Genomic DNA, 23265 nt, shown 5'->3' on the forward strand with positions numbered 1-23265 from the left:
CAACACCGCTCTGAACAGGCAATGTAGACACGTATTGCTATACCAATGCACTATTGTAGTCAGGCGCAAACTTTACGTCACCCCAGCATGTGAGATGTTCGTCCCGAAACACCTCCGCCCCGCCCGCTTGACCACGGGGGCCCGACATTGGCAAGGTCTTCCAGGCTGCGCGCACACCGTACGGGAAAAGTGATCGACCTCCCAGCGAAAAAACGGACGATCCGCCGGCTCCCGTGCCGTACCTGGAGGACAACGTTGAGCCCCATCCGCTCCGCAACCGCGGCACTCACCTCGGCCGTCCTGGCCGCCACGCTCACCGCCTGCCAGCTCGGCACGGAGGAGCAAGACACCAGCCCGATCATCATCGCCGCCGACCTCGAACTGTCCGGGCCCGGCGCACCACTAGGCAAGACCTACCAACGGGCGCTCGAGCTCAAAGCCGAACAGCTCAACTCATCCGGCGCGCTGAACGGACGGCAGATCGAGCTCCGGGTCAAGGACAACCGCTCCGACGCGAGCGAGTCCCTCCGCAACGTCACCGACTTCAGCACCGACCCCCAGGTAAGCGCGATCGTCATGGGCGGTTGCAACGAGTGCGCGATGGGTGCGGTGGAGACCGTCAACGGGCAGCAGATGCCGACGGTGGCGCTGGCCGCCGCCGAGGCCATCGGCAGCCCGGCGACGGAGCGCCGCTACGTGTTCAAGCTGGCTCCGAGCGCACCTGACAGCGCCGAAGCCCTCGCTGTCGAGCTTCACCGCAACAAGATCGGTGAGGTGGGAGTACTGCGCAGCGACGACGCCTACGGCGAAGAGGGGCTCACCGTCCTCGAGGCCGCGCTGGACAAGGCCGACATCGAGGTCCGGGGTGTGCAGACCGTCCGCGCCACCGACACCGACGTCTCCAGCCAGATCACCGCGCTGACTGAGGACGAGCCCGAAGCACTGGTGCTCTGGGCCCGCGCCGAGCAGGCTGATCTCGCCGCCGTCGCCGCCCGAAAGGCCGACTACGAGGGCGCGCTCTACTTTGATGCCTCGGCCGCGGGCGAGCTCTTCCTCGGTACGACGGCCCAGGCCGCGGAGAACGCCACGATGGTCTTCACCCAGACCATGGTGATCGACGACGTGATCGCCACCACCCCGGCGAAGGCGGCCCGACGCCAATGGTTCCAGGACTACACCGCCCGCTTCGGCGGATACCACGGCTCGTCCTCGTTCGCCGCCGACGCCCTCCAGCTCATCGCCGATGCCGCCGTACGGTCCGGCAGCAGCGGTGACAAGCCCGACCGGGAGGGCATCCGGGCCGTGCTGGAGACCACCCAGATGGACGGTCTCTCGGGTCCGATCCGACTGACTCCGGACAACCACTCCGGCCTCATGCCGCAGGCACTGACCACTCTGGTCGTGCGCAACGGCCGCTGGCATCTGGCCGGTTGACACCTCGGCCCGGCCCGGTGTCACCGGGCCGGGCGGGCCCGGTCATGGCGGCTGGTTCATCGAGCCGACGTGGTCGCGCGAACCCAGGGCAGGGCGAGGCGCTCGACGAGGTAGAGCACGGAGTAGAGCCCGATGCTCATCGCAGCAATCAACACGATCGCCGCCCATGCCGTCGCGGTCTCCCCGATCCCGTTGTACTGCAGGATCTGGTAGCCCAGGCCTGGCTGGTCCGAGTAGAACTCCCCGATCACCGCCCCGATGGCCGCCAGCGGCATGGCCACCTTGAGGCCGACGAAGACCTGCGGTAGCGCGGCCGGGAAGCGCACCTTCCGGAACGACTGCCACCAGGAGGCGTGCAGCGACCGCGCCAGTTCGGCGAGGTCTGCCGGGGTGGTCGTCAGACCAGTCGCGGTGGAGAGCACGATCGGGAAGAAGCAGAGCAGGAACACCATCGTCAGGACCGGCTTCGCACCCCAGCCGAAAGACACCACGAGGAGCGGGCCAAGCGCGATCTTCGGCACCGCGTTGACGGCGACGAGCAGCGGCGCGAACATCCGCTCGAGTTGTCGAGACGCGGCCAGCGCAATCCCGATCAGCACCCCGGCGGCCGCCGAGAGCAGGAAGCCCACCACCGTCATCAAGGTGGTAATCCCGAGTGCGGGCAGGAGCACATCGCTCTGCGCGACCATCGAGGCCCCGACGGACTGCGGTGACGGCAGGGCGGCCGGATGCACAAGGCCGAACCCGGTGGTGACCAGCCACCAACAGGCCAGTGCGATCACCAGTCCGAGGAACGGAAGCCCGGCAGCCCCGACCGGGATCGCCCGCCGTCGGCGGGCGGCCGACGCGGGCGGATCCACCACCCCTGCCGACGATCCCTCGAGGCGGGTCCGGGTCTCGGTCACAGCCTTCCCTCCTTCCTGCCGGCGGCGAGCCGGCACACGGCGGGGGTGTGGACCGGGGCCCCGGTCCACACCCCCGAACGGTGGTCGATCAGGCCTTCGGGGCGAGACTGAAGTCGATGACCTGGTCGGGCTCGAGCTCCTGCTTGAGCTGTCCCGCACCCCGCAGGATGGCGATGCTCTTCGCCACTCGGGCACTGTCCAGCGTGCCCAGCGTCGCACCGCTGTTGCTGGACCGGACGTAGCCGGCCATCAACTCCAGCTCCGCCTGGGCAGACTCGACGTTCGTCGAGTCAACGTTCTTCTTCAGCAGCTCGGCCGACTCCTGCGGGTTGTCCAACGCGTAGTCCAAGCCCTTCAACAGGGCTTCGCTGAACCGCTTGACCATCTCCGGCTTCTCTTCGGCGATCTTCGTGGAGGTGATCAGTGCGTTGCCGTAGAGGTCCTGCATGTACTGGCTGTACGGCAGCATGAACGCCTTCTTCTTGGCGATCGCCTCGATGGTCGGCTGGCCCACGACGAACTGCCCGATGCCATCGACCGTGCCGGCGGCGAGGGTGCCCATCAGGTCCTGCGGCTGACCGTTGACCCAGGTCACCTTGCTCGCGTCAACCCCGGCCAACTCCGCGTACGTGGGGAAGAGGTTACGGACCACCGAGGTGGGGGAGTCCGCGATCTTCTTGCCCTCGAGGTCCTTCGGCGTGGCGATGTTCGTACCCTCGACGGTGGCGATGCCGGCCATCGTGCGCTGCTGGATCGCGGCGACGACGACGAAGTCCTTGGCCTCGCCGTTGCCGAACTGGAGCAGGCTACCGGTGAGGTCGACCGGCCCGAAGTCCGCCTTGCCACCAGAGACCATCTGAATAGTGCTGCCGGTGCCCTGCCCCGGCTTGATCTCGACATCAAAACCCGCGTCGCGGAAGAAGCCCTTCTCCTTCGCCACCCAGGCGTAGGAGTCCCGGCCGAAGTTTCCGAAGGAAGTGAGGTAGGTTACCTTCTCCATCGCGCCGTCACCCCCCTCGGTGGAGTCCGAGTCGCTGCTACACGCCCCAACCATCGCCAGCGCAGCGGCCATCGTGGCCGCGGCGACCGTACGGGTCAGCCTTCTCATCAGTGCACCTTGTCCTTTCCGACCGGGGCCGAGCGCCACCGGCGGGGTAGTCGGGTGGCGGCGACCCGAAGGGTGAAGCCGGTGCCGCCATCGTGAGGGGACTCTTCGGTGGCACAGCGTACGAGAAATCCGTCGCCGCGCCACCAGGCATATCGGGTTGCGGAACGGACACAACTAATCCCACCCCAGCCAGCATCATTGCCACGCCCGACCGGTACTCTGTCCCTTGATCACTGACTGTCAACTCAGGAAGGTCCGCGGATGATCCGGCTGTCCGGGGTATCCCGGAGCTTCGATGGCCGCTCCGGCCAGGTCGAGGCCCTGCGCGACATCGACCTCGACATCGGCGACGGCGAGTTCGTTGCCGTACTCGGTCGCTCCGGCTGCGGCAAATCCACTCTGCTCCGACTCATCGCCGGACTACTCCCGGTCACGATCGGGGAGGTCACCGTCGCTGGCGCACCGGTCACCCACCCCCGACCGGACGTCGCGATGCTGTTCCAGCGACCGGCCCTACTGCCCTGGCGCACGGTGCTCGACAACGTCCTCCTCCCGGTGGAGATCTTCGGCTGGAAACGGGCCCAACACCGCGATCGGGCCCGGCAGCTACTGGAGTTGACCGGCCTCGCCGGGTTCGAGAAGCGGCTGCCACACGAGCTCTCCGGCGGCATGCAACAGCGGGTCTCGCTCTGCCGCTCACTGATCGGCGAACCCCGGGTGATGCTGATGGACGAGCCCTTCTCCGCACTGGATGCGCTCACCCGCGAGGAACTCTCCGGCGAACTACAACGGGTGCACATGGAGACATCGGCGACGGTCGTCTTCGTCACCCACTCCATCGAAGAAGCGGTCCTACTGGCCGACCGTGTGGTCGTGCTCAGCCCTCGCCCCGGCCGCATCCGCGACATCGTCGACGTCTCCATCCCCCGTCCGCGCACGCTTGGCCGCAACGCACATCTGGCCGATGTCGCCCGGGTCAGCGCCGACCTGCACGAACTGCTCGCGGAGAAGGAACCCGCATCGATGGAGGTGCCCTGATGCTCGTCTCGGTATTCACCGAACCACACCGTGGCGCCAGCTACGACGACCAGCTCCAGTTCGCCCGCCACGCGGAGCGCTGCGGCTACGACGCCTTCCTCCGCGCCGACCACTACCGGGCGATGGGCGACGACCCGGCGCTGCCGGGTCCCACGGATGCCTGGCTGACGCTGGCCGCGCTGGCCCGCGAGACCAGCCGGATCCGGCTCGGCACGCTGGTCACATCGGCTACCTTCCGGCTACCCGGCCCACTGGCCGTCATGGTGGCGCAGGTCGACCAGATGAGCGGTGGCCGGGTCGAGCTGGGGATCGGCGCCGGCTGGTACGAACGGGAGCACACCGCGTACGGGATTCCCTTCCCCAGCGTCAGCGAACGGTTCGACCGGCTGGCCGAACAGCTGGAGATTGTCACCGGCCTGTGGGGTACCCCGCAGGGGGTCGGGTTCAGCTACACCGGAGAGCATTACCAACTCGTTGACGCGCCAGCATTGCCGAAGCCGGTCCAGCGCCCCGGACCACCGGTGATCGTGGGCGGTCGCGGCGCGAAGCGTACCCCGGACCTGGCCGCCCGGTATGCCGACGAGTTCAACATGCCGTTCACCACCGTCGCGCAGACGGCGGCGGCGTATGAGCGGGTCCGGGAGGCGTGCGATGCCGCTGGCCGGGCCGAGTCCGGGCGGCAACCACTGACGCTCTCGGCGGGGATTGTGGTGGCCGTCGGCCGCACCGACGCCGAGGCACGCCACCGCGCCGCTCCGCTACACCGACCGAGCGCCCTGCCCCCGGAGGACGCGGTCGTGGGCTCGCCCGCGCAGCTCGTCCAACGCATCGGCGAGTTCGCTGCGATCGGAGCGAGCCGCGTCCACCTGCGCCTCCTCGACCTCGCCGACCTCGACCACCTGGAGCTCATCGCCGCCGAGGTGCTCCCCCAACTGGATGGACTGCAATGACCACAACCGACCTTGAGCTGGGCCCGGTGGGCCAGGAGATCGTTTTCGAGAACGACCGGGTCCGGGTCTGGCACATCAGGCTGGCACCCGGTGAGCGGCAGCCGCTACATCGGCACGACCACCCGTATCTGGTGGTGGCGATCCAGGGTGCCAAGAACGTCGTGCAGACGATCGACGGCGACCGGATCGACGCCGACGAGCCAACCGGCGGCGTCGTCTACCGGGATCCGGGAGCGGTGCACATGCTCACCAACACGGGCGACACGACCTACCTGGCCCGGCTGGTCGAGCTCAAGTAACCCAACGCCGGGGGGCGGGCTACCGCACCCGCCCCGGCGTGCCAGTGGCGCCCGCCCGCACCGGGACCGTAACGTGCCCGGCATGGCGTTTCGGACCTTGGGCAAGCTACTGCTCACGGCGCTCGCGGTAAGCCTGCTGGCCGGAGCTGGACAGCTCGGCGTCGCATTCGGCTTCGGCATCGTGCGCTTCTCCGGCGCCTTCACCGGTGCGGGCGTCAACCAGTGGCCCGCACAACTCGCCTGGGTCGCCTGGTTGGCGGCGAACGCCGCTGTCATCGGTGCCATCTGCGCCGAACGGCTGGCGCGCCGGGAAGCCCCACTGATCAGCGTTGGTCGGCGGGCCGCCGTGGCGGGCGCCGCCGCGCTCGGCGCCACGGTCGTCGCGCCGCTGGGAATGCAGTCCGCCCGAGCCGCCGACGTGGGTGTCGTGGAGCCGGTCTGGTCCGTCGCCACTGGTGCACTCCTCGGCGCGGTGCTCGGCGGGGGCGCGGCGCTGGCCGTCCTCATCCGACCCCCGCTGCGCTGGAACATGGCGTTCGTCGCCGGCCTGGTCTGGTTCCTCGCCCTGGCCTCGGTTGCCCCGTCGCTGAACGACACCGGCCCACTTCGGGCAGTACGCCTCGGGGTGTGGGAACCCTCCTGGCTCGATCCCGCCGCGGCGGACCGCCTCTGCCTGCTGGGCCTTCCGGTGGCGGCACTGCTGGCCGGAGCCGGCACGGGCGGCCTCGCCCGTCGGCGCGGGCAGGCCACACCCGTCGGCGCGCTGACCGGGCTCCCCGGGCCGATGCTGTTAGCCGGCGCGTACCTGGTCGCGGGCCCCGGGGCGGACGCGGACCGTTACCAGGCCACGCCGTACTACGCCGCCCTACTCACGGTGGTCGCCGGCGGGCTCGGCTCGGCCGCTGCCGCGATGCTGCGCTGGCCACTGATCGAACGTCCAGTCGAACGAGCCACCACGATACTGCGCTGGCCACCGAGGAAACGCCTACCGGAATCGGAGCCCGAGCCGACGCCCGGCCCCGACCAGGCACCCGGCGCCAAGCCGACCTCCAAGCCCGAGCCGACACCCAGCCCCGCACCGACACCCAGCCCCGCACCGCTGCTCGCCCCCGAGCCGACGGCAGTCCCCCCGATACCTCCAGCTCCGGCCGAGGTCGACTCGGCCGCGCCGACCACCGGCAGCCCCGTACCGGCGGCCCGGCCGCGTCCGGTAGCGGACGAGGACGAGGCCGACCCGGGCACCGCGGACAACCCGGTGGTGGCCGGCGCAACGCCTCCCGCCCCGCGCCGCCGAGGCCTGTTCCGGCGCAGTCGTTCCCGGGCCGACGAGGCAGCGGAGTCGACAGCGGAGGTCCGGCTACCAGCACAGGACGAGGAGTTCGTTGACTGGGTCGCCGGGCTGAGCGAGCCGGTGCCCAACAACGAACCCGATCGGGAAAGCGCTCGCCGCTCGTTGCGCTCTGTCGGCCGGCATCACGCCGACTGACCGGGCACCGTTACCCCGAGCCCGTCCCATCCTTCGACCGCCCGGTCTCGACGGCCCCGGTCAACGTGGGTGTCCCGCTCAGCACCGTGGCACCCCGCCTGCTGGTCGGGGTGCCACGGTGGTCGGAGATCAGGCAAGCGGAAGGTAGACCCGACCGCCGGACTCGACGAACTCCTCCGACTTCTCCTTCATGCCGCGTGCGGCGTACTCCTTGAGATCCTGGGTGATCTTCATGGAGCAGAACTTCGGACCACACATCGAGCAGAAGTGGGCCGTCTTCGCTGGCTCAGCCGGCAGGGTGGCGTCGTGGTAGGCACGCGCGGTCTCCGGGTCCAACGCAAGGTTGAACTGGTCCTCCCAGCGGAACTCGAACCGTGCTTTGGAGAGCGCGTCGTCCCACTCCTGGGCGCCCGGGTGCCCCTTGGCCAGGTCCGCGGCGTGCGCGGCGATCTTGTAGGCGATCACGCCGGCCTTCACGTCGTCCCGGTCCGGCAACCCGAGGTGTTCCTTCGGGGTGACATAGCAGAGCATCGCGGTACCGAACCAGGAACTCATCGCCGCGCCGATAGCGGAGGTGATGTGGTCGTACGCGGGCGCGATGTCCGTGGCCAGTGGACCAAGCGTGTAGAACGGCGCCTCGTGACACCACTCCTGCTGCAGTTCCACATTTTCTTTGATCTTGTGCATCGGCACGTGCCCGGGGCCCTCGATCATCACCTGGACGTCGTACTCCCAGGCGATTTTTGTCAGCTCACCGAGGGTACGCAGCTCGGCGAACTGCGCCTCGTCGTTGGCGTCCGCGATGGAGCCGGGGCGCAGCCCGTCGCCGAGCGAGAAGGTCACGTCGTAGCGGGCCAGGATCTCGCAGAGCTCCCGGTAGTTGGTGTAGAGGAAGTTCTCCTCGTGGTGGGCCAGGCACCACGCCGCCATGATCGAACCACCACGGGAGACGATCCCGGTCACCCGCTCCACGGCGAGCGGCACGTATGCCAGCAGCACCCCGGCGTGCACGGTCATGTAGTCGACGCCCTGCTCGGCCTGCTCGATGACGGTCTCCCGGAACACCTCCCAGCTCAACTTCGTGGGATCGCCACCGACCTTCTCCAAGGCCTGGTAGACCGGCACGGTGCCGATCGGCACCGGGGAGTTCCGCACGACCGCCTCGCGGGTTTCGTGGATCCGCTTACCGGTCGACAGATCCATCACCGCGTCCGCGCCCCACCGGGTCGCCCAGGTCAGCTTCTCCACCTCCTCGGCGATCGAGGAGCTGACCGCCGAGGTGCCGATATTCGCATTGATCTTCACCAGGAAGGCCTTGCCGATGATCGCCGGCTCGCACTCCGGGTGGTTGACGTTCAGCGGCAGCACGGCCCGGCCGGACGCGATCTCCTCCCGCACCAGCTCCGGCGCCACCCCCTCACGGATCGCCACGAACTCCATCTCCGGCGTCACCACACCGGCCCGGGCGTACGCGAGCTGGGTCGGCCGTTGGCCGTCCACCCCCGCCAACGGCGTACCCGCGCCGCGAACCGGGGCGACGTCCCCCCGCGACGCGATCCACTTGCCGCGCATCGGCAGTAGCCCCACCTCCGGGTCGGAGCCCGGTCCCGAGGTGTCGTAGAGCCGCGCCGGCGGGTTGTCTCCGGCGAGGTCAACCTCGGCGAAGGGCACCTGGATGTCCGGCCGCGACCCCTCGACGTAGACCTTGCGACGTTTCTGCATGACAGCCTCCCTATAGGTCAGACGGACCAGCTGAAGTGATCGAGTGGTCCGCGTCCCGCGCCCAACTCCCAGCCCCGAGCGCCGATCAGCGCCCGGGTCACGTATTCCTTGGCCGCCGCGACGGCTACCGGCACCGAATCACCGAGCGCCAGCCGGGCGGCGATGGCCGCCGAGTACGAGCATCCGGTCCCGTGGTTGTGCCGGGTCGACACCCGGGCCGCCCGGAACTGGGTGGTGTCGTCCTCGCCGTGAAGCACGTCCACCGCCGCTTCATCACCGTCGGTGTCCCCGCCGGTGACCACGACATACTCCGGTCCGCCGGCGGCCAGTGCCTTCGCCGCGACGACCATCTCCTCGACCGTCTCGACCCGGGCGCCGGTGAGGGCCGCGGCCTCCGCCCGATTCGGCGTCGCCACCCGGGCGAACGGCAGCAACCGCTCCACCGCCGCGACCGTCCCCAGCCGACGCCCACTGGTCGCCACCAGCACCGGGTCGACGACGAGTTGCGGCAGTCGACCCTCCCCCGCCGCGACAGCGACCGCGTCGGCGATCGCCGGGCTACCGAGCGTGCCGGTCTTCACCGCCCGCACCGTGAAGTCGGTAAGCACGCTCTCCAGTTGGTCGGTGACGGTCTGCGGGGGCAACGACAGCACGGCGTCAACACCGCAGGTGTTCTGCGCGGTGACGGAGGTGATGACGCTGGTGCCATACGCCCCCAGCGCCGCGAAGACCTTCAGGTCGGCCTGGATGCCGGCGCCCCCGCCGGAGTCCGAGCCAGCGATGGTGAGGACGGTGCGGGGCGTCATCGCACACCTGCGCTGGAGACGGTGTCGAAGGCTCCCTGAAGGGCGGCGGCTACGGCGCCCGGGTCCTCGGCCCGCATGATCGCACCCAGGACCGCCACCCCGGCGGCTCCCGCCGTCACACAGTCGCGCACCTGCCCGGACGTCTCGATCCCGCCCAGCGCCACCACCGGGACCGGACTGGCCTTGATCAGCGTTGCCAGCCCAGACGGAAGCAGCGGTGGGCCGTAGCCGGGCTTCGTCGGCGTTGGATAGACGGGGGAGAGAACGGCGTAGTCCTCAACCGTGAGCCGGCCCAGCTCCGCCTCGTCGTGGCAGGAACGGCCGATCAGTCCGAGTCGCGGTGGCGGATACGGACCCGCCGCCGGCAGGTGCACCGCGTCGCCGCCGAGCGGATCCGGGCCGGCGACGACCAACGTACCGCCGACCGGGGTGAGGACCTGACGCAGCTCATCGGCGAGGGCGGCCCGCTCGGCCCGGGGAAGGTCCCGCTCCCGCAGCACCACCCAGCGCGTACCGCCGGCCACCGCCGCGGCGACAACCTCAACGAGCGGTCGCCGCGCAGCCCGGCGATCGGTGAGCACCACCAGGCCGGTCGGCCCGATCACAGCTCTGGCCGCCCATCGTCTGGAGTCGAGGCGAGGGCGTGAAAGCGGCGCGGTATCCGACCCGCCTGGTACGCGAGCCGGCCGGATTCGACCGCGTACCGCATCGCCGTCGCCATCGCCACCGGATCGGCGGCCCGGGTCACCGCGCTCGCCAGCAGCACCGCGTCACAGCCCAGTTCCATGGCGAGCGCCGCATCGGAGGCGGTGCCGATCCCCGCATCCAAGATCACCGGAACCGTCACGCTTTGCCGGATGAGCCGGATGTGGTGCGGGTTCGACACCCCGAGCCCCGACCCGATCGGCGAGCCCGCCGGCATCACCGCCGCGCAGCCGACATCGGCGAGCCGACGCGCCAGAATCGGGTCGTCCGAGGTGTACGGCAGCACGGTGAAACCGTCGGCGACCAACTCCTCCGCGGCCCGCAGGAGTTCCACCCCGTCGGGTAGCAGGGTGCGCTCATCGCCGATCACCTCGAGCTTCACCCAGTCGGTCTCGAACGCGTCCCGGGCCAGCTGAGCCACCTTCACCGCCTCACCCGCCGTGTAGCAGCCGGCGGTATTCGGCAGCAGCCGAACGCCACAGCGGTCAACCAGGTCCAGTAGGCCGCCCGAGGTGCCGTGGGTGGTGTCGACCCGGCGCAGCGCCACGGTGACCAGGCCGGTGCCGGAAGCCCGGATCGCCTGTTCCAGGACGGTCAGGTTGGCCGCCCCGCCGGTACCGAGGACCAGGCGCGACGGGATCGGTACCCCGCCCAGTTCGAAGGACACCCCGCTCACCCGCCCTGCGCGGCGCTGAGCACCTCGACCCGGTCGCCGTCACACAGCAGGGTTACCGACCAGCCGCCCCGCGGCACGACCTCGCCGTTGACTGCGACCGCCAGGCCACGCTTCTGTTCGGTCACCGTCCGGACCAGGTCCGCGAGAGTGGAGCCAATGGGCAGGCTGTGCCCAAGGCCATTCACCGTCAGTTCCACGACTCCTCCTGTCGGGTCAGCCGGGGCCCGGCGACTCCGCACGCCGGGTCGGCGGTGGCGGGTGGATCGGGCAGCCCCGGGCCGAGGCGTTCCGGGGTGAAGGCAGCGAGTAGCGGATCCGGCGTACCGGTGGTGATCAGGTCGGCGATCAGGTCGGCGGTGACCGGGGTGAGCACCACCCCGTGCCGGTGGTGCCCGGTCGCGGCGAGCACCGCCGGCCGGCCCGGGAGCGGGCCCAGGATCGGCGCGTTGTCGGGGCTGCCCGGGCGGAGCCCGGCGACCGCCTCGATCAGCTCGTACTCAGCCACCTCGGGTACCAGGTCGGTGGCGGCCCGGAGTAGTCGCAGCACCGCACCGCTGGTCACCAACGTGTCGGTGCGCTCCTCCGAGGTGGCCCCGACCACCACCTCCCCGTCCTGCCGAGGGACCAGGTAGACCTGCTCCCCGTCGGCGAAGCCCCGGATCACATGCTGGAAGCCCGGCGCACCGGGAGCACGGAGCCGAAGCACCTGGCCCTTGACCGGGCGAACCGGCAGCCCCGTCAAGGCAGCGGTGCCGCAGCCGGCCGCGACCACCGTGATCTCCGCGGTCACCTCGGTCAACTGCTGGACCGGCGTCGGCACCAGCACTCCCCCGGCCCGCTCGGTGGCGATGCGCAACGCCGACACCAGCCGTCGCGGGTCCACCTGGTGATCGGTGCCGGCGTAGGCGCCACCGCGCATCCGGGGTGACAGCGCCGGCTCGCGGTCTCGAAGCTCGGAGGGGCGCAGTGGGGTGACCGGCAGTCCAAGACCCTGCTGGTAGGCCCAGAGCCGGCGGGCCGCCGCGTGATCGTCGGCGGTGAGCCCGACCATCAGGGTGCCCTCGCTGCGATAGCCGAGTTCGGTGCCGGAGGCGGCGGCCAGCTCGGTGGCGAACGCCGGCCAGCGCGCCGCCGACTCGGTGAGCAGGCCGGTCAGCTCGTGCTCCCCGAAGTACGCCTCGGCGACCGGCGCGAGCATTCCCGCGGCGGCGTGCACCGCACCCGAGCCGGGATCCGGGTCGTGTACGACGACCCGCAGCCCGCGGGCCGCGCACCGCCAGGCGATGGCCAAGCCGATCGGCCCGGCCCCGACCACCGCGACGTCGGGCCTGGACGGGAGGTGCCGGTCGCCGCCCGCGGCGACGAGATCACTCACCACGTCAGTGCCGCCATCAGCTCGGTGGCGGCACGGGCGGGGTCGGCGGCGTGCGAGAGCGCACCGATCACCGCCACTCCGTACGCGCCAGCTGCCCGCAGCGCGGGCACGTCCGCTGCCGTCACCGCCCCGATGGCGATCGCCGGTACGGAGACCGCGGCGGCGACCGCTCGCACCCCCGCCACACCGATCGCGGGCGGCAGACCATCCTTTGTGGTCGTGGGGTGCACCGGCCCGACCCCGATGTAGCTGGCCCCGGCGGCGACCGCTTCGACGGCGGTGTCCGCGTCCCGGGCGGTGGCGCCGAGGACGGCGGCGGAGCCGAGCACCGTGCGGGCCGCCCCGACCGGCAGGTCCTCGGCGCCCACGTGGCCACCGGCAGCACCGACCGCCAGGGCCACGTGTAGCCGATCGTTCACCAGGCAGGTCGCACCGTACGGGGCGCAGAGCGCGCTCACCTGACGGGCCAGGTCGTACGCCTGCCGGTCGGTCGCGTCATCGGTCACGCGGACCTGGACGACCAATTCGGTTCGGGCCACCGACAGGGCAGCCCGCACCACGGTGAGCGGGTTGTGCCCAGGTCGAGTGTCAGTAATCAGATGTAGACGCCCAAGGGACGACACGGCAACTCTCCTCCCTGCGCCGGCACTATCCGGATCAGGTTCAACGGTCGGGGGCTCTCAGCCCCCCTCTCAGCCCGGTTTACCGGGCTCCCGTGGGTTACTACCTACCACCGTACGGCAGACGCCGTGAGGCTGCCAAGACGGGCGTCCTCGGCGCAGGGTGCGGACCGGCAGCCGCCGGAGCCGGCCCGGACACGAATCGGCCTCCCACCGTCGAGACGATGGGAGGCCCGGATTCTCCACTTTCTAGCTGTCAAGTACCGCCCGTAGGGCGTCGAAATCATCGGCGTCGGGCTGCCAGGCGCCCGCCGCCGCGTTGGCCCGAACCTGGTCGGGCGTGGTGGCACCGGCGATCACCGAAGTCACCGCGGGCTGGGCGGCGAGCCCGCCGATGGCGACCTGAAGCAGGCTGAGCCCACGCTCGGCCGCGTAGGCCTCGAGCGCCTCGATGGTGTCCCAGTTGGCCGCCGCCAGCCGGGCCGCGTACCGACCGCCGCCGGCGAGCCGGCTGCCCGACGGCGCCGCCTCACCGCGCTTGTACTTGCCGGTGAGCAGGCCGTTGGCGAGGGGGAAGAAGGGCAGCAGGCCCAGCCCGAACCGCTCACACGCCGGGACGACCTCAGCCTCGACACCCCGTTCGAGCAACGAGTAGTGGTTCTGTGCGGAGATGAACCGGGTCGACCCGCGCGAGCTGGCGGTCCAGTCGGCGTCGGCGATCTGCCAGCCGTCGAAGTTGGAGTTGCCCAGGTAACGCACCTTGCCGGCGGTGACCAGGTCGTCCAGTGCGGCGAGCGTCTCGTCGATCGGGGTGCCGGGGTCCGGTTCATGCAGCTGATACAGGTCAATGTGGTCGGTCTGCAGCCGACGCAGCGAAGCCTCCACCGCCCGCATGACGTAGCGCCGGGCACCGCGGGCACCGTAGTCCGGCCCGTTGTGGCCGTCCATGTCCATCCCGAACTTGGTGGCGATCACCACATCGTCCCGGCGCCCCTTGAGCACCTGGCCGAGGAGTTCCTCGGAGCCACCCGGTGGAGCACCATAGATGTCGGCGGTGTCGAAGAAGTTGATCCCGGAATCGAGGGCGGCCGCCACCACCGCCCGGGTCCCGTCCAGGTCGACCCGACGACCAAAGTTGTTGCAGCCAACGCCGACTGCGGACACCACGAGCCCGGAATCGCCCAACCGGCGGTACGTCATCTCAGTCACGAAATCCACCCTATGCGCCCGTGCTCAAGCCATCTCCCAGACCGGCTCGGCGGCCTCCACCACCTCGCCGTCCCCTTGGAACAGGAGGAATCGATCAAACGAGCGGGTGAACCATCGATCATGGGTCACCGCCACCACCGTCCCCGCGAAAGCGGCCAGCCCCAGCTCGAGCGCCTCCGCCGAGGCCAGGTCCAGGTTGTCCGTCGGCTCGTCAAGCAGCAGCAAGGTCGCCCCGGACAGCTCCAGCAGCAGCACCAGGAACCGAGCCTGCTGGCCGCCGGAGAGAGTGCCGAACCGCTGGTCCCCCTGCCCGGCCAGCTCGTACCGGGAGAGCGCGGCCATCGCCGCGTGCCGATCCATGCCGACGCGGTGCTCGTCGCCCCGCCAGAGAATGTCGGCCAGCGTCCGCTCCATCAGCTCCGGCCGGTCGTGGGTCTGGGAGAAGTGACCGGGTCGGACCCGGGCACCGAGGCGAGCCACCCCGTCGTGCCCGACGGGGGCGAGCCCCGCTCCGCCGTCGACCGGCTGGTTCACCGGATCGGGATCGGTTCCGCCCCGGGCGATCAGGCGGAGGAAGTGCGACTTCCCGGTCCCGTTGGCACCGAGCACGGCGAGCCGGTCGCCGTACCAGAGCTCCAGGTCAAAGGGGTAGGTCAGACCATCGAGCTCCAACTGCTCGCAGATCAGGGCCCGCTTACCGGTGCGGCCACCGGCCAGCCGCATCCGGATGTCCTGCTCCTTCGGGGGTACGGGCGGCGGCCCGGCCTCCTCGAACTTCCGCAACCGGGTCTGGGCCGCCTGGTAGCGGGAGGCCATACCCGAGTTGTACGCGGCCTTCTGCTTGTACATCAGCACCAGTTCCCGCAGCTTCTGGTGTTCCTCGTCCCACCGCCGACGCTGCTCGTCGAGACGGTCGTGCCGGGCGAGGCGGGCCTCGTGCCAGCTGGCGAAGCCACCGGGGTGCACCCACGCGCCACCGCCCTCAACGGCCACCACCCGGTCCGCGGTGCGGGCCAGCAGCTCCCGGTCGTGCGAGACATACAGCACCGACTTACCAGACTCCTGTAGCCGCGCCTCCAACCAGCGCTTGCCGGGCACGTCGAGGAAGTTGTCCGGCTCGTCGAGCAGGAGCACCTCCTCGGGACCACGCAGGAGCAGTTCCAGGGCGAAGCGCTTCTGCTGGCCGCCTGAGAGCGTCCGGACCGGACGGTGCCGCACGGTGTCCCACGGCAGGTCGAGCACGATCGTGGTGACGGTGTCGAAGAGCACCTCCGCGTCGTACCCACCGGCCTCCCCCCAGGCGGCGAGCGCGTCCGCGTACGCGAGCTGGGCCTTGCCGGCGGCGGTGCTGTACTTGCCGCGCACCTCGGCCGCCCGCATCGCCGTCTCGGTCCCGGCGACCCGCTGGCCAGCCTCACGCAGCCGAGGCGTGGCGAGGGAGAGAGCCAGGTCGGCGAGGGTTGACTCGTCGCCGATCATCCCGATGAACTGACGCATCACCCCCAGCCCGCCGGCTCGGGCGATCGCGCCGCGCTGCACCGGCAGGTCGCCGGCGACCATGCGCAACAGGGTCGTCTTGCCCGCGCCGTTCGGCCCGACCAGGGCGATCTTGGATCCATCAGCGACCCGGAACGACACATCGCCGAAGAGCTGTCGCCCGTCGGGCAGCCAGTGCCCAACGGCTGCCACATCCACGTAACCCACGTTGGCATCCTGCCGGGCCGACCCGGCCGGGCCAACCCGTTTACCGGGTCACCCGCAGCACCCGGTAGCCCTTCTGACTCGCCGGCCGCGCGACCTCCCAGCCCCGCTCGGAGAGCCAGCGCTGCAACGAGTCACCGCCGAGGTGCCGGGCGACGACCAGCCAGGCCACCCCGTCCGGTGCCAGCCGGGGCAGCCAACGCAGCAGGAGCTGATGCAGCTCGTTCTTGCCGATCCGGATCGGCGGGTTCGACCAGATCTGGTCGAATGTCACCGCTGCTGGAACCGCGTCCGGCGGCACGACCCGGACCCGGCCCGCCGCCCCGACCCGCGCGGCGTTGGCCGTGGTCAGCTCCCGAGCCCGCTCGTTGACATCGACTGCCCAGACGACGGCCGACGGCACCGAGGTGGCGAGCACACACGTGATCGGCCCGAATCCGCAGCCGAGGTCGAGCAGGTGACCGGTGCTCTCCGGCGCCGGTAGCTCGGCCTTGCGCAGCAGCACCGCCGTCCCCGGGTCGAGTCGCCCGGCGGAGAAGACACCACCGGCCGAGGCCAGGGTGTAGTCGCGGCCGGCCGCGGAGAAGACCACCTCCCGGGGTTGGGCGGCAGCCGACGGTTCAGCAGTGAAGTAGTGGTCGCCGGTCACGGCATGGATTCTCGCACCGGCCCCGCCAGCGCCGCGCCTCAGGCCGGCGGCGGTACCCGCAACCGGCGGGTCAGGGTAGCCCGGCGGGCATACTCAGCCGGGTCGTCCGGGTAACCCACCGCCACCAGGGTCAAGCCGTGTGCCGGGGCGACGTTCACCTCGCTGGCGCGCTCCCGACGGGTCAGCAGACCGGTCGGCCAGTCGGCGGGGCGGCGACCGTCCCCGACGGCCAGCATCGCACCGACCAGACTGCGCACCATCGCCTGGCAGAAGGCGTCGGCCTGCACGTTCGCCACGAGAATCCCGTCCGGGGCACGCCGCCAGTCCAGCCGGGTCACCTCCCGCAGCGTCGTCGCGTTCTCCTTACGCCGGCAGTACGCGGCGAAGTCGTGCTCCCCCACCAACCCGTCGGCGGCCGTGTTCAGCGCCGCCAGGTCGAGCCGGCTCGGCCAGGCCAGGGTGTCGTGGCGCCGCAACGGCTCGGCACCCCAGGGCGCGTCGGTGACCCGGTACTCGTACCGCCGGAAGGTCGCCGAGAAGCGGGCGTCGAAGTCGTCCGGCGCTCCCGTCATCGCCCGGACCCGTACGTCAACGGGGAGTAGCCGGGCCAGCCGCCGCAGCAGAGTGGTCTCATGCTGGTGCCACACCTCGGTCAGCAGATCGACGTGGCAGACCTGCCCGGTGGCGTGCACGCCGGCATCGGTCCGGCCGGCGACGGTGAGCCCGGTCGCCGCGCCAGCACCGAGTATCAGGTCAAGCGCGGCCACGAGGGCACCGGCGACCGTACGCCGCTGCGGCTGGACCGCCCAGCCGGAGAAGTCGGTGCCGTCGTACGAGACATCCAGCCGTACCCGGGTGCGCTCCTGCACTCTTGTCCCCTTCCGCGCGTCGGGCCCGACACCCGGGTGGGTGTCGGGCCCGACGGGAGCCTGGCCGATCAGGCCTTGTTCTGCTCGTTGTTCTCCTCGACAGCGAGGTCGCTGTCCGCGCGGGCCGCAGCGGTGTCACCCGAGACCGAGACGGGCGCCTCGGCGTCCTGGTCGCCGCTGGCCGGCGCCGGGGGTTCCGCAGCCGGGGCGAGTGCCTCGACCTTGTCCTGCTGCGCGGCCTTACGGCCGGCGGTCTTCTTGTTCGCCTTCGGCTCCGCGACCTCCAGCTCCTCAACCAGCTCGATGATCGCCATCGGAGCGGCGTCACCCTTGCGCGGACCGGTCTTCACGATCCGGGTGTAGCCACCGTTGCGGTTGGCGTACCGGGGCGCGATCTGGTCGAACAGGGTGTAGACCACGTCCTTGTCCTTGACGACCGCGAGCACCCGACGCCGGGCGGCCAGGTCACCGCGCTTCGCCTTGGTGATCAGCTGCTCCGCGAGCGGGCGCAGCCGCCGGGCCTTGGTCTCGGTGGTCTGAATCTTGCCGTGCTGGAACAGCGACGTGGCCAGGTTGGCCAGCATCAACCGCTCGTGCGCCGGGCTGCCGCCGAGGCGGGCACCCTTGGTGGGCGTGGGCATTCTCGGTGCTCCTCGTCAATCCTCAGCCGCGCTTACAGCTGCTCAGTCTCGCGGTAGTCCTCGGTGTCGTAGTCGGCCTCACCGAAGGCGTCCACGACGTTCGCCGGGTCGAAGTTCGGGGCCGAGTCCTTCAGCCCCAAGCCCATCCCAGCGAGCTTCATCTTGACCTCGTCGATCGACTTTTGGCCGAAGTTACGGATGTCGAGGAGGTCAGCCTCGGTACGCCCAATGAGCTCACCAACGGTGTTGATGCCCTCGCGCTTGAGGCAGTTGTAGGAGCGGACGGTGAGGTCCAACTCCTCGATCGGCAGCGCCAGATCCGCTGCCAGCTGGGCGTCCTGCGGGGACGGCCCGATGTCGATGCCCTCCGCGGTCTCGTCCAGCTCCCGGGCCAGGCCGAAGAGCTCGACCAGGGTGGAACCGGCCGAGGCCAGAGCCGTGCGGGGCCCCATCGACGGCTTGGACTCGACGTCGATGATCAGCCGATCGAAGTCGGTCCGCTGCTCGACCCGGGTCGCCTCGACCCGGTAGGTGACCCGGAGAACTGGCGAGTAGATCGAGTCGACCGGGATCCGACCGATCTCGGCACCCGCCTGCTTGTTCTGCGCCGCGGTGACGTAACCACGGCCCCGCTCGACGGTCAGCTCCATGTCGAGCCGGCCCTTGCCGTTGAGGGTGGCGAGCTTCAGGTCCGGGTTATGCACCGAGACGCCAGCCGGGGGCTGGATGTCACCCGCGGTCACGTCACCCGGGCCCTGCTTACGCAGGTACATGCTGACCGGCTCGTCATGCTCGGAGCTGACGCAGAGCTCCTTGATGTTCATGACGAGCTCGACCACATCCTCCTTGACCCCGGGGATCGTGGTGAACTCGTGCAGCACACCGTCGATCTTGATCGAGGTCACCGCCGCGCCGGGGATGGACGACAACAGCGTCCGGCGCAGCGAGTTACCCAGGGTGTAGCCGAAGCCGGGCTCCAGCGGCTCAATGGTGAACCGGGACCGGGTCTCGTTGATCGACTCCTCGGAGAGCGAGGGCCGCTGGGAGATGAGCATCTCTTCTCTTTTCTTCCGGGGCGCCCGCCATATGACGCCCACGACACACCGTTGCGGTGGTCCGCCCCGGAAGGGGCGGACCACCACCCGAGCTCCTACTTGGAGTAGAGCTCGACGATCAGCTGCTCCTGGACCTGGGTGTCGATCACCTGGCGGCTCGGGAGCGAGTGCACGAGCACCTTCATCTGGCTCGGGATGGCCTCCAGCCACGCCGGCACGCTCTTGGAGCCGGCCTCGGCCTGCGCCACCAGGAACGGGGTGAGCTCCTTGCTCTTGCCCCGGACCTCGATGATGTCGTGCTCCTTGACGCGGTACGACGGGATGTCGACCTTCTTGCCATTCACCGTGAAGTGACCGTGCTTGACCAGCTGCCGGGCCATGTCCCGGGACTTGGCGTAGCCAGCCCGGTAGACCACGTTGTCCAGCCGCGACTCGAGGATCTGCAGGAGGACCTCACCGGTCTTGGCCTGCTTCGCCACGGCCTCGTCGTAGTAACCGCGGAACTGCTTCTCCAGCACGCCGTAGACCCGGCGGGCCTTCTGCTTCTCGCGGTGCTGGAGCAGGTACTCCGTCTCCTTCGTGCGGCCACGGCCGTGCTGTCCGGGCGGGAACGGCCGGGACTCGAACGGGCACTTCGGGCCATCGCACTTGCTGCCCTTGAGGAACAGCTTCATCTTCTCCCGCCGGCAACGGCGGCAGTCAGCACCGGTGTAACGAGCCATCTCTTCCTACCTCTCAGACCCGGCGACGCTTCGGCGGACGGCACCCGTTGTGCGGCTGCGGGGTCACGTCGGAGATCTGACCGACCTCAAGGCCGACGGCCTGCAGCGAACGGATGGCGGTCTCCCGGCCGGAACCGGGGCCCTTGACGAACACGTCGACCTTGCGCATGCCGTGCTCCATCGCGCGACGCGCGGCGGCCTCGGCGGCCAGCTGAGCGGCGAACGGAGTCGACTTGCGCGAGCCCTTGAAGCCAACCTGGCCGGCGGAGGCCCAGGAGATGACCGCACCAGTCGGGTCCGTGACGGACACGATGGTGTTGTTGAAGGTGCTCTTGATGTGCGCCTGGCCGTGGGCGACATTCTTGCGTTCCTTGCGCCGGACCTTCTTGACGGCGGCTCCGGCACGAGCCTTCGGTGGCATAAGTCTTCTGCGCTCCTATTACTTCCTGCCGGGCTTCTTCTTGCCGGCGACGGTCCGCTTCGGGCCCTTGCGGCTGCGGGCGTTGGTCCGCGTCCGCTGACCACGAACCGGTAGGCCCCGGCGGTGCCGGATACCGGCGTAGCAGCCGATCTCGACCTTGCGACGGATGTCCGCGGCGACCTCGCGGCGCAGGTCACCCTCGACTTTGTAGCTGGCCTCGATGTGGTCGCGGAGCTGCACGAGCTCCTCGTCCGTGAGGTCCCGGGCGCGCTTGTCCGGCGAGATGCCGGTAGCGGCGAGCGTCTCCAGGGCGCGGGTGCGACCCACGCCGAAGATGTAGGTGAGCGCGATCTCCAACCGCTTCTCGCGGGGGAGATCCACGCCGACTAGCCGTGCCATGTGCGGGCGTACTCCTCGTGGTTTCTGGCGGAGGTGTGGTCCCGTCCCATCCCGCTACCGACCAACTCGATCTCCGACGCCGATACCGACGCCGGCGACCGGTTCGGTCGCTGCCCGAGCGGGCCCCGGCCTCCGACCGGGGGTCAACCACGACGAGGTACGCGCTGCGCACTCCCTGCGGCTGGAACGAGCATGTGCTGTGTTGTGACGGAATCTGCGGCCGGGGCCGGTGTCGACCGGTCGCGTTGTCACGACCGGCCGGACAGTCAGCCCTGACGCTGCTTGTGGCGCGGGTCGGCGCAGATGACCATGACCCGGCCGTGCCGGCGGATCACCCGGCACTTGTTGCAGATCCGCTTGACGCTCGGCTTGACCTTCACGGTTGCCTTACTTCCGATCTGGCCCGGCGACGCGACGAGCGCGACTCCAGGCGACGAAGACGGACACGGGAATCACCCGGCCGCCGTCAGGCTTACTTGTAGCGGTAGACGATGCGCCCTCGGGTCAGGTCGTACGGCGAAAGTTCGACGACGACCCGGTCCTCCGGCAGGATACGGATGTAGTGCTGCCGCATCTTGCCGCTGATGTGAGCCAGCACCTTGTGCCCGTTCGCGAGCTCCACCCGGAACATGGCGTTCGGCAGGGGCTCGATGACCCGGCCCTCGATCTCGATGGCTCCGTCTTTTTTCGGCATGTCCTCCGCTGTCCTGACGTCGGTTGCTCCGGACGGCCCACAACGTCTTTCACGGGATGACTGATCGAAATCAGGTGGCCCGCGCCAGCCGCGGCTCCAGCACCCACCGAAGCGCGGGCGGGCATGCCGGAGTGGACGCTGTGCGCCGATCAGAAAGTGTACGCCGGCCCGTAGGCCGTCGCCAAACCGACCACCCGACCGGGCAGTTGACCTCACCGAACCGGACTGTCGAGCAGCCAACTCCCCGGGCCCACCCGGACATTGAGGGACGATCAACCAGACGTGCCCGGAAGCTCCCAGCCATCCGGTTCAGCGGGCCGCCTCGCCTCTTTACGGAGTTGCCTCTCCCGCTTGCGCTGCCGCCGGCGCTCGCGCCGGGCCGCCCAACGCGCCGGCTCCCCTGTCGCGAGCCCCTGAACCGTCCGAACCGCTAACACCACGCCCCAAGGGCCAGCCACCCAGCCAGGCCAGAAGAAGAGGAGATTCTGGGCTAACAGCGACGTCACCGCCCAGATGCCGACGACGATCGGTACCGCCCTCAGCCACGGCCCCCACACCTCGACGACCCACCTCCGGGTGACCGACCTCCCCCCGGAGGTCGAGAGCACGGTCGAATCGACCGCCCCAGTTGCCACCAGCTCACCCGACAGGGCCGTACCGGCGCCACTCGCAACAACGGGCGCCGATCCAGTCGGTAGGTCGGCCAGCAGGACATCAAGCTCGCCATAGGTCTTCGCAGCGTACGCCTGGTGCAGGCGCTCGTCGTACTCGTGCAGGTCGAGCCGGCCCTCGTCAACAGCCACCCGCAACTGGTCAGCGACCGCCTGCCGATCGTCGTCGGCCGCCCGCATCCCGGCACGATCCCGCATGTATTCAGAATGCCATCGCTTTGCAAACCAGGCGATACCCGAGCCCGGGTCCGATTTCAGCTCAAGCGGTAACCGCTGGTTGTCGGGCGGTCACCAGGTCACCGAGGCGCTCCCGCCCGCCGTCAACCGCGGTGAGCACCCACACCCCGTCCGGCAACAGTGCCATGCTGTGCTCCACGTGCACCGCCCGAGAGCCGTCCCGCGTCACCACCGTCCAGCCGTCGGCCAGCTCTGCCGTCCGCGGCGAGCCCAGGGTGATCATCGGCTCGATGGCCAGCGCCATCCCCGGCACCAACCGGGGCCCCTTACCCGGACGGCCGTAGTTGAGCACATGCGGATCCTGGTGCATCTCGGTGCCGATTCCGTGACCGCCGTACCCGTCAACGATGCCGTACCGCCCGCCCTTGCGGACCGCTGTCTCGACGGCGTGGGAGATGTCAGTAAGGCGTCCCCTGCCACTGGCAGCGCCGCGGGCGGCCGCGGCGATGCCGGCCCACATCGCGTCCTCGGCGACCGCCGCCATCTTCAGCAACGCCGGATCCACCTCGCCCACCGCGACGGTGATGGCCGCATCCCCGTGCCAGCCGTCCAGCACCGCACCGCAGTCGAGGGAGATGATGTCTCCATCCCGAAGTACCTGGGCGGGGGCCGGGATGCCGTGCACGACCTGCTCGTTGACAGAGGCGCAGATCGAGGCGGGAAAGCCATGATAGCCCTGGAAGGACGGGGTTGCCCCCGCCGCCCGGATCGTCGACTCGGCGATCGCGTCCAACTCCGCGGTACTGACGCCGGGAGCCACCGCCTCCCGCATCCGGCGCAACGCCTCCGCGACCACCAACCCGGCGGCGCGCATCTTCTCGATCTGGTCAGGGGTCTTCAGCTGGATATCCAGCTGGGGACGACGCATCGGGG

The 23265-nt window shown here is 70.0% G+C and carries 27 protein-coding genes and 1 riboswitch; of the genes, 5 read left to right on the forward strand and 22 right to left on the reverse strand.

Features of this window, described 5'->3' with window-relative positions:
• The first annotated feature begins 255 nt into the window (after nucleotides 1-255).
• A complete protein-coding gene (locus SALPAC4_RS0105300; RefSeq protein WP_019869452.1) occupies nucleotides 256-1434 on the forward strand; it encodes an ABC transporter substrate-binding protein in 1179 nt (392 codons plus the stop codon).
• 56 nt (nucleotides 1435-1490) lie between these two features.
• Here the strand turns inward: SALPAC4_RS0105300 and SALPAC4_RS0105305 are convergent, their stop codons facing one another.
• Entirely contained in the window at nucleotides 1491-2339 is an 849-nt protein-coding gene (locus tag SALPAC4_RS0105305) for an ABC transporter permease (protein ID WP_019869453.1), read from the reverse strand.
• An 88-nt stretch (nucleotides 2340-2427) separates the two neighbouring features.
• A complete protein-coding gene (locus SALPAC4_RS0105310) occupies nucleotides 2428-3447 on the reverse strand; it encodes an ABC transporter substrate-binding protein (protein ID WP_027644386.1) in 1020 nt (339 codons plus the stop codon).
• Between the two features lie 261 nt (nucleotides 3448-3708).
• On the opposite strand from SALPAC4_RS0105310, the gene SALPAC4_RS0105315 reads away from it, so the two are divergent.
• The 4 genes from SALPAC4_RS0105315 (at nucleotide 3709) to SALPAC4_RS0105330 (ending at nucleotide 7220) form a co-directional block, all read left to right on the forward strand.
• Complete coding sequence (locus SALPAC4_RS0105315) at nucleotides 3709-4485, forward strand: ABC transporter ATP-binding protein (protein WP_019869455.1); 777 nt, start codon at nucleotides 3709-3711, stop codon at nucleotides 4483-4485.
• Complete coding sequence (locus SALPAC4_RS0105320; protein ID WP_019869456.1) at nucleotides 4485-5435, forward strand: LLM class F420-dependent oxidoreductase; 951 nt, start codon at nucleotides 4485-4487, stop codon at nucleotides 5433-5435. The genes SALPAC4_RS0105315 and SALPAC4_RS0105320 overlap by 1 nt, the downstream gene beginning before the upstream one ends.
• Nucleotides 5432-5734, forward strand: a complete 303-nt coding sequence (locus SALPAC4_RS0105325; RefSeq protein ID WP_018222607.1) for a cupin domain-containing protein — start codon at nucleotides 5432-5434, stop codon at nucleotides 5732-5734. The genes SALPAC4_RS0105320 and SALPAC4_RS0105325 overlap by 4 nt, the downstream gene beginning before the upstream one ends.
• Before the next feature lie 82 nt (nucleotides 5735-5816).
• The gene (locus SALPAC4_RS0105330) at nucleotides 5817-7220 is read left to right on the forward strand and encodes a hypothetical protein (RefSeq protein ID WP_027644385.1); all 1404 of its coding nucleotides are present in this window, start codon (nucleotides 5817-5819) and stop codon (nucleotides 7218-7220) included.
• Nucleotides 7221-7349: 129 nt separating this feature from the next.
• Here SALPAC4_RS0105330 and thiC read toward each other — a convergent pair whose 3' ends face one another.
• The 20 genes from thiC to map all read right to left on the reverse strand — a co-directional run bounded on the left by thiC (nucleotide 7350) and on the right by map (nucleotide 23260).
• Complete coding sequence (gene thiC / locus SALPAC4_RS0105335) at nucleotides 7350-8942, reverse strand: phosphomethylpyrimidine synthase ThiC (protein WP_019869457.1); 1593 nt, start codon at nucleotides 8940-8942, stop codon at nucleotides 7350-7352.
• 17 nt (nucleotides 8943-8959) lie between these two features.
• The gene (gene thiD, locus SALPAC4_RS0105340; protein WP_019869458.1) at nucleotides 8960-9748 is read right to left on the reverse strand and encodes a bifunctional hydroxymethylpyrimidine kinase/phosphomethylpyrimidine kinase; all 789 of its coding nucleotides are present in this window, start codon (nucleotides 9746-9748) and stop codon (nucleotides 8960-8962) included.
• Nucleotides 9745-10353, reverse strand: a complete 609-nt coding sequence (locus SALPAC4_RS0105345) for a thiamine phosphate synthase (RefSeq protein ID WP_019869459.1) — start codon at nucleotides 10351-10353, stop codon at nucleotides 9745-9747. The genes thiD and SALPAC4_RS0105345 overlap by 4 nt, the downstream gene beginning before the upstream one ends.
• Nucleotides 10350-11129 carry a thiazole synthase gene (locus SALPAC4_RS0105350; protein ID WP_019869460.1) on the reverse strand — a complete coding sequence of 260 codons (780 nt, stop codon included), beginning with the start codon at nucleotides 11127-11129 and terminating at the stop codon, nucleotides 10350-10352. The genes SALPAC4_RS0105345 and SALPAC4_RS0105350 overlap by 4 nt, the downstream gene beginning before the upstream one ends.
• Nucleotides 11126-11326: a sulfur carrier protein ThiS gene (gene thiS, locus SALPAC4_RS0105355; protein ID WP_019869461.1), complete on the reverse strand. Its 201-nt coding sequence runs from the start codon at nucleotides 11324-11326 to the stop codon at nucleotides 11126-11128. Before thiS ends, SALPAC4_RS0105350 begins: the two co-directional genes overlap by 4 nt.
• A complete protein-coding gene (thiO, locus tag SALPAC4_RS0105360; protein ID WP_019869462.1) occupies nucleotides 11317-12507 on the reverse strand; it encodes a glycine oxidase ThiO in 1191 nt (396 codons plus the stop codon). The genes thiS and thiO overlap by 10 nt, the downstream gene beginning before the upstream one ends.
• Complete coding sequence (gene thiE, locus SALPAC4_RS0105365; protein ID WP_027644383.1) at nucleotides 12501-13127, reverse strand: thiamine phosphate synthase; 627 nt, start codon at nucleotides 13125-13127, stop codon at nucleotides 12501-12503. The genes thiO and thiE overlap by 7 nt, the downstream gene beginning before the upstream one ends.
• A riboswitch (TPP riboswitch) is annotated at nucleotides 13122-13231 on the reverse strand. (Overlaps the previous gene by 6 nt.)
• 142 nt (nucleotides 13232-13373) lie before the next feature.
• Complete coding sequence (locus SALPAC4_RS0105370; protein ID WP_019869463.1) at nucleotides 13374-14342, reverse strand: aldo/keto reductase; 969 nt, start codon at nucleotides 14340-14342, stop codon at nucleotides 13374-13376.
• 15 nt (nucleotides 14343-14357) lie between these two features.
• Nucleotides 14358-16037 carry an ABC-F family ATP-binding cassette domain-containing protein gene (locus SALPAC4_RS0105375; protein WP_019869464.1) on the reverse strand — a complete coding sequence of 560 codons (1680 nt, stop codon included), beginning with the start codon at nucleotides 16035-16037 and terminating at the stop codon, nucleotides 14358-14360.
• A 40-nt stretch (nucleotides 16038-16077) separates the two neighbouring features.
• The gene (locus tag SALPAC4_RS0105380) at nucleotides 16078-16683 is read right to left on the reverse strand and encodes a class I SAM-dependent methyltransferase (RefSeq protein ID WP_019869465.1); all 606 of its coding nucleotides are present in this window, start codon (nucleotides 16681-16683) and stop codon (nucleotides 16078-16080) included.
• A gap of 38 nt (nucleotides 16684-16721) precedes the next feature.
• Nucleotides 16722-17552 carry a tRNA pseudouridine(38-40) synthase TruA gene (truA, locus tag SALPAC4_RS0105385; protein ID WP_019869466.1) on the reverse strand — a complete coding sequence of 277 codons (831 nt, stop codon included), beginning with the start codon at nucleotides 17550-17552 and terminating at the stop codon, nucleotides 16722-16724.
• A 68-nt stretch (nucleotides 17553-17620) separates the two neighbouring features.
• Entirely contained in the window at nucleotides 17621-18193 is a 573-nt protein-coding gene (gene rplQ, locus SALPAC4_RS0105390; protein ID WP_018729123.1) for a 50S ribosomal protein L17, read from the reverse strand.
• A 32-nt stretch (nucleotides 18194-18225) separates the two neighbouring features.
• Nucleotides 18226-19248, reverse strand: a complete 1023-nt coding sequence (locus SALPAC4_RS0105395; RefSeq protein WP_018217041.1) for a DNA-directed RNA polymerase subunit alpha — start codon at nucleotides 19246-19248, stop codon at nucleotides 18226-18228.
• Nucleotides 19249-19343: 95 nt separating this feature from the next.
• Nucleotides 19344-19970, reverse strand: coding sequence for a 30S ribosomal protein S4 (gene rpsD, locus SALPAC4_RS0105400; protein ID WP_018222594.1), 627 nt, complete (start codon nucleotides 19968-19970; stop codon nucleotides 19344-19346).
• A gap of 13 nt (nucleotides 19971-19983) precedes the next feature.
• A complete protein-coding gene (rpsK, locus tag SALPAC4_RS0105405) occupies nucleotides 19984-20391 on the reverse strand; it encodes a 30S ribosomal protein S11 (protein ID WP_012015102.1) in 408 nt (135 codons plus the stop codon).
• An 18-nt stretch (nucleotides 20392-20409) separates the two neighbouring features.
• Nucleotides 20410-20790, reverse strand: a complete 381-nt coding sequence (gene rpsM, locus SALPAC4_RS0105410) for a 30S ribosomal protein S13 (protein ID WP_019869467.1) — start codon at nucleotides 20788-20790, stop codon at nucleotides 20410-20412.
• A gap of 266 nt (nucleotides 20791-21056) precedes the next feature.
• Nucleotides 21057-21170, reverse strand: coding sequence for a 50S ribosomal protein L36 (rpmJ, locus tag SALPAC4_RS0105415; protein ID WP_012015104.1), 114 nt, complete (start codon nucleotides 21168-21170; stop codon nucleotides 21057-21059).
• 92 nt (nucleotides 21171-21262) lie between these two features.
• Nucleotides 21263-21484 carry a translation initiation factor IF-1 gene (gene infA / locus SALPAC4_RS0105420; protein ID WP_007073013.1) on the reverse strand — a complete coding sequence of 74 codons (222 nt, stop codon included), beginning with the start codon at nucleotides 21482-21484 and terminating at the stop codon, nucleotides 21263-21265.
• A 272-nt stretch (nucleotides 21485-21756) separates the two neighbouring features.
• Nucleotides 21757-22353: a DUF1707 SHOCT-like domain-containing protein gene (locus tag SALPAC4_RS0105425; protein ID WP_027644382.1), complete on the reverse strand. Its 597-nt coding sequence runs from the start codon at nucleotides 22351-22353 to the stop codon at nucleotides 21757-21759.
• A gap of 61 nt (nucleotides 22354-22414) precedes the next feature.
• Nucleotides 22415-23260: a type I methionyl aminopeptidase gene (gene map, locus SALPAC4_RS0105430; RefSeq protein WP_019869469.1), complete on the reverse strand. Its 846-nt coding sequence runs from the start codon at nucleotides 23258-23260 to the stop codon at nucleotides 22415-22417.
• Between the last annotated feature and the right edge of the window lie 5 nt (nucleotides 23261-23265).

The organism is Salinispora oceanensis, assembly GCF_000383575.1.
Classification (GTDB): Bacteria; Actinomycetota; Actinomycetes; order Mycobacteriales; family Micromonosporaceae; genus Micromonospora; species Micromonospora oceanensis.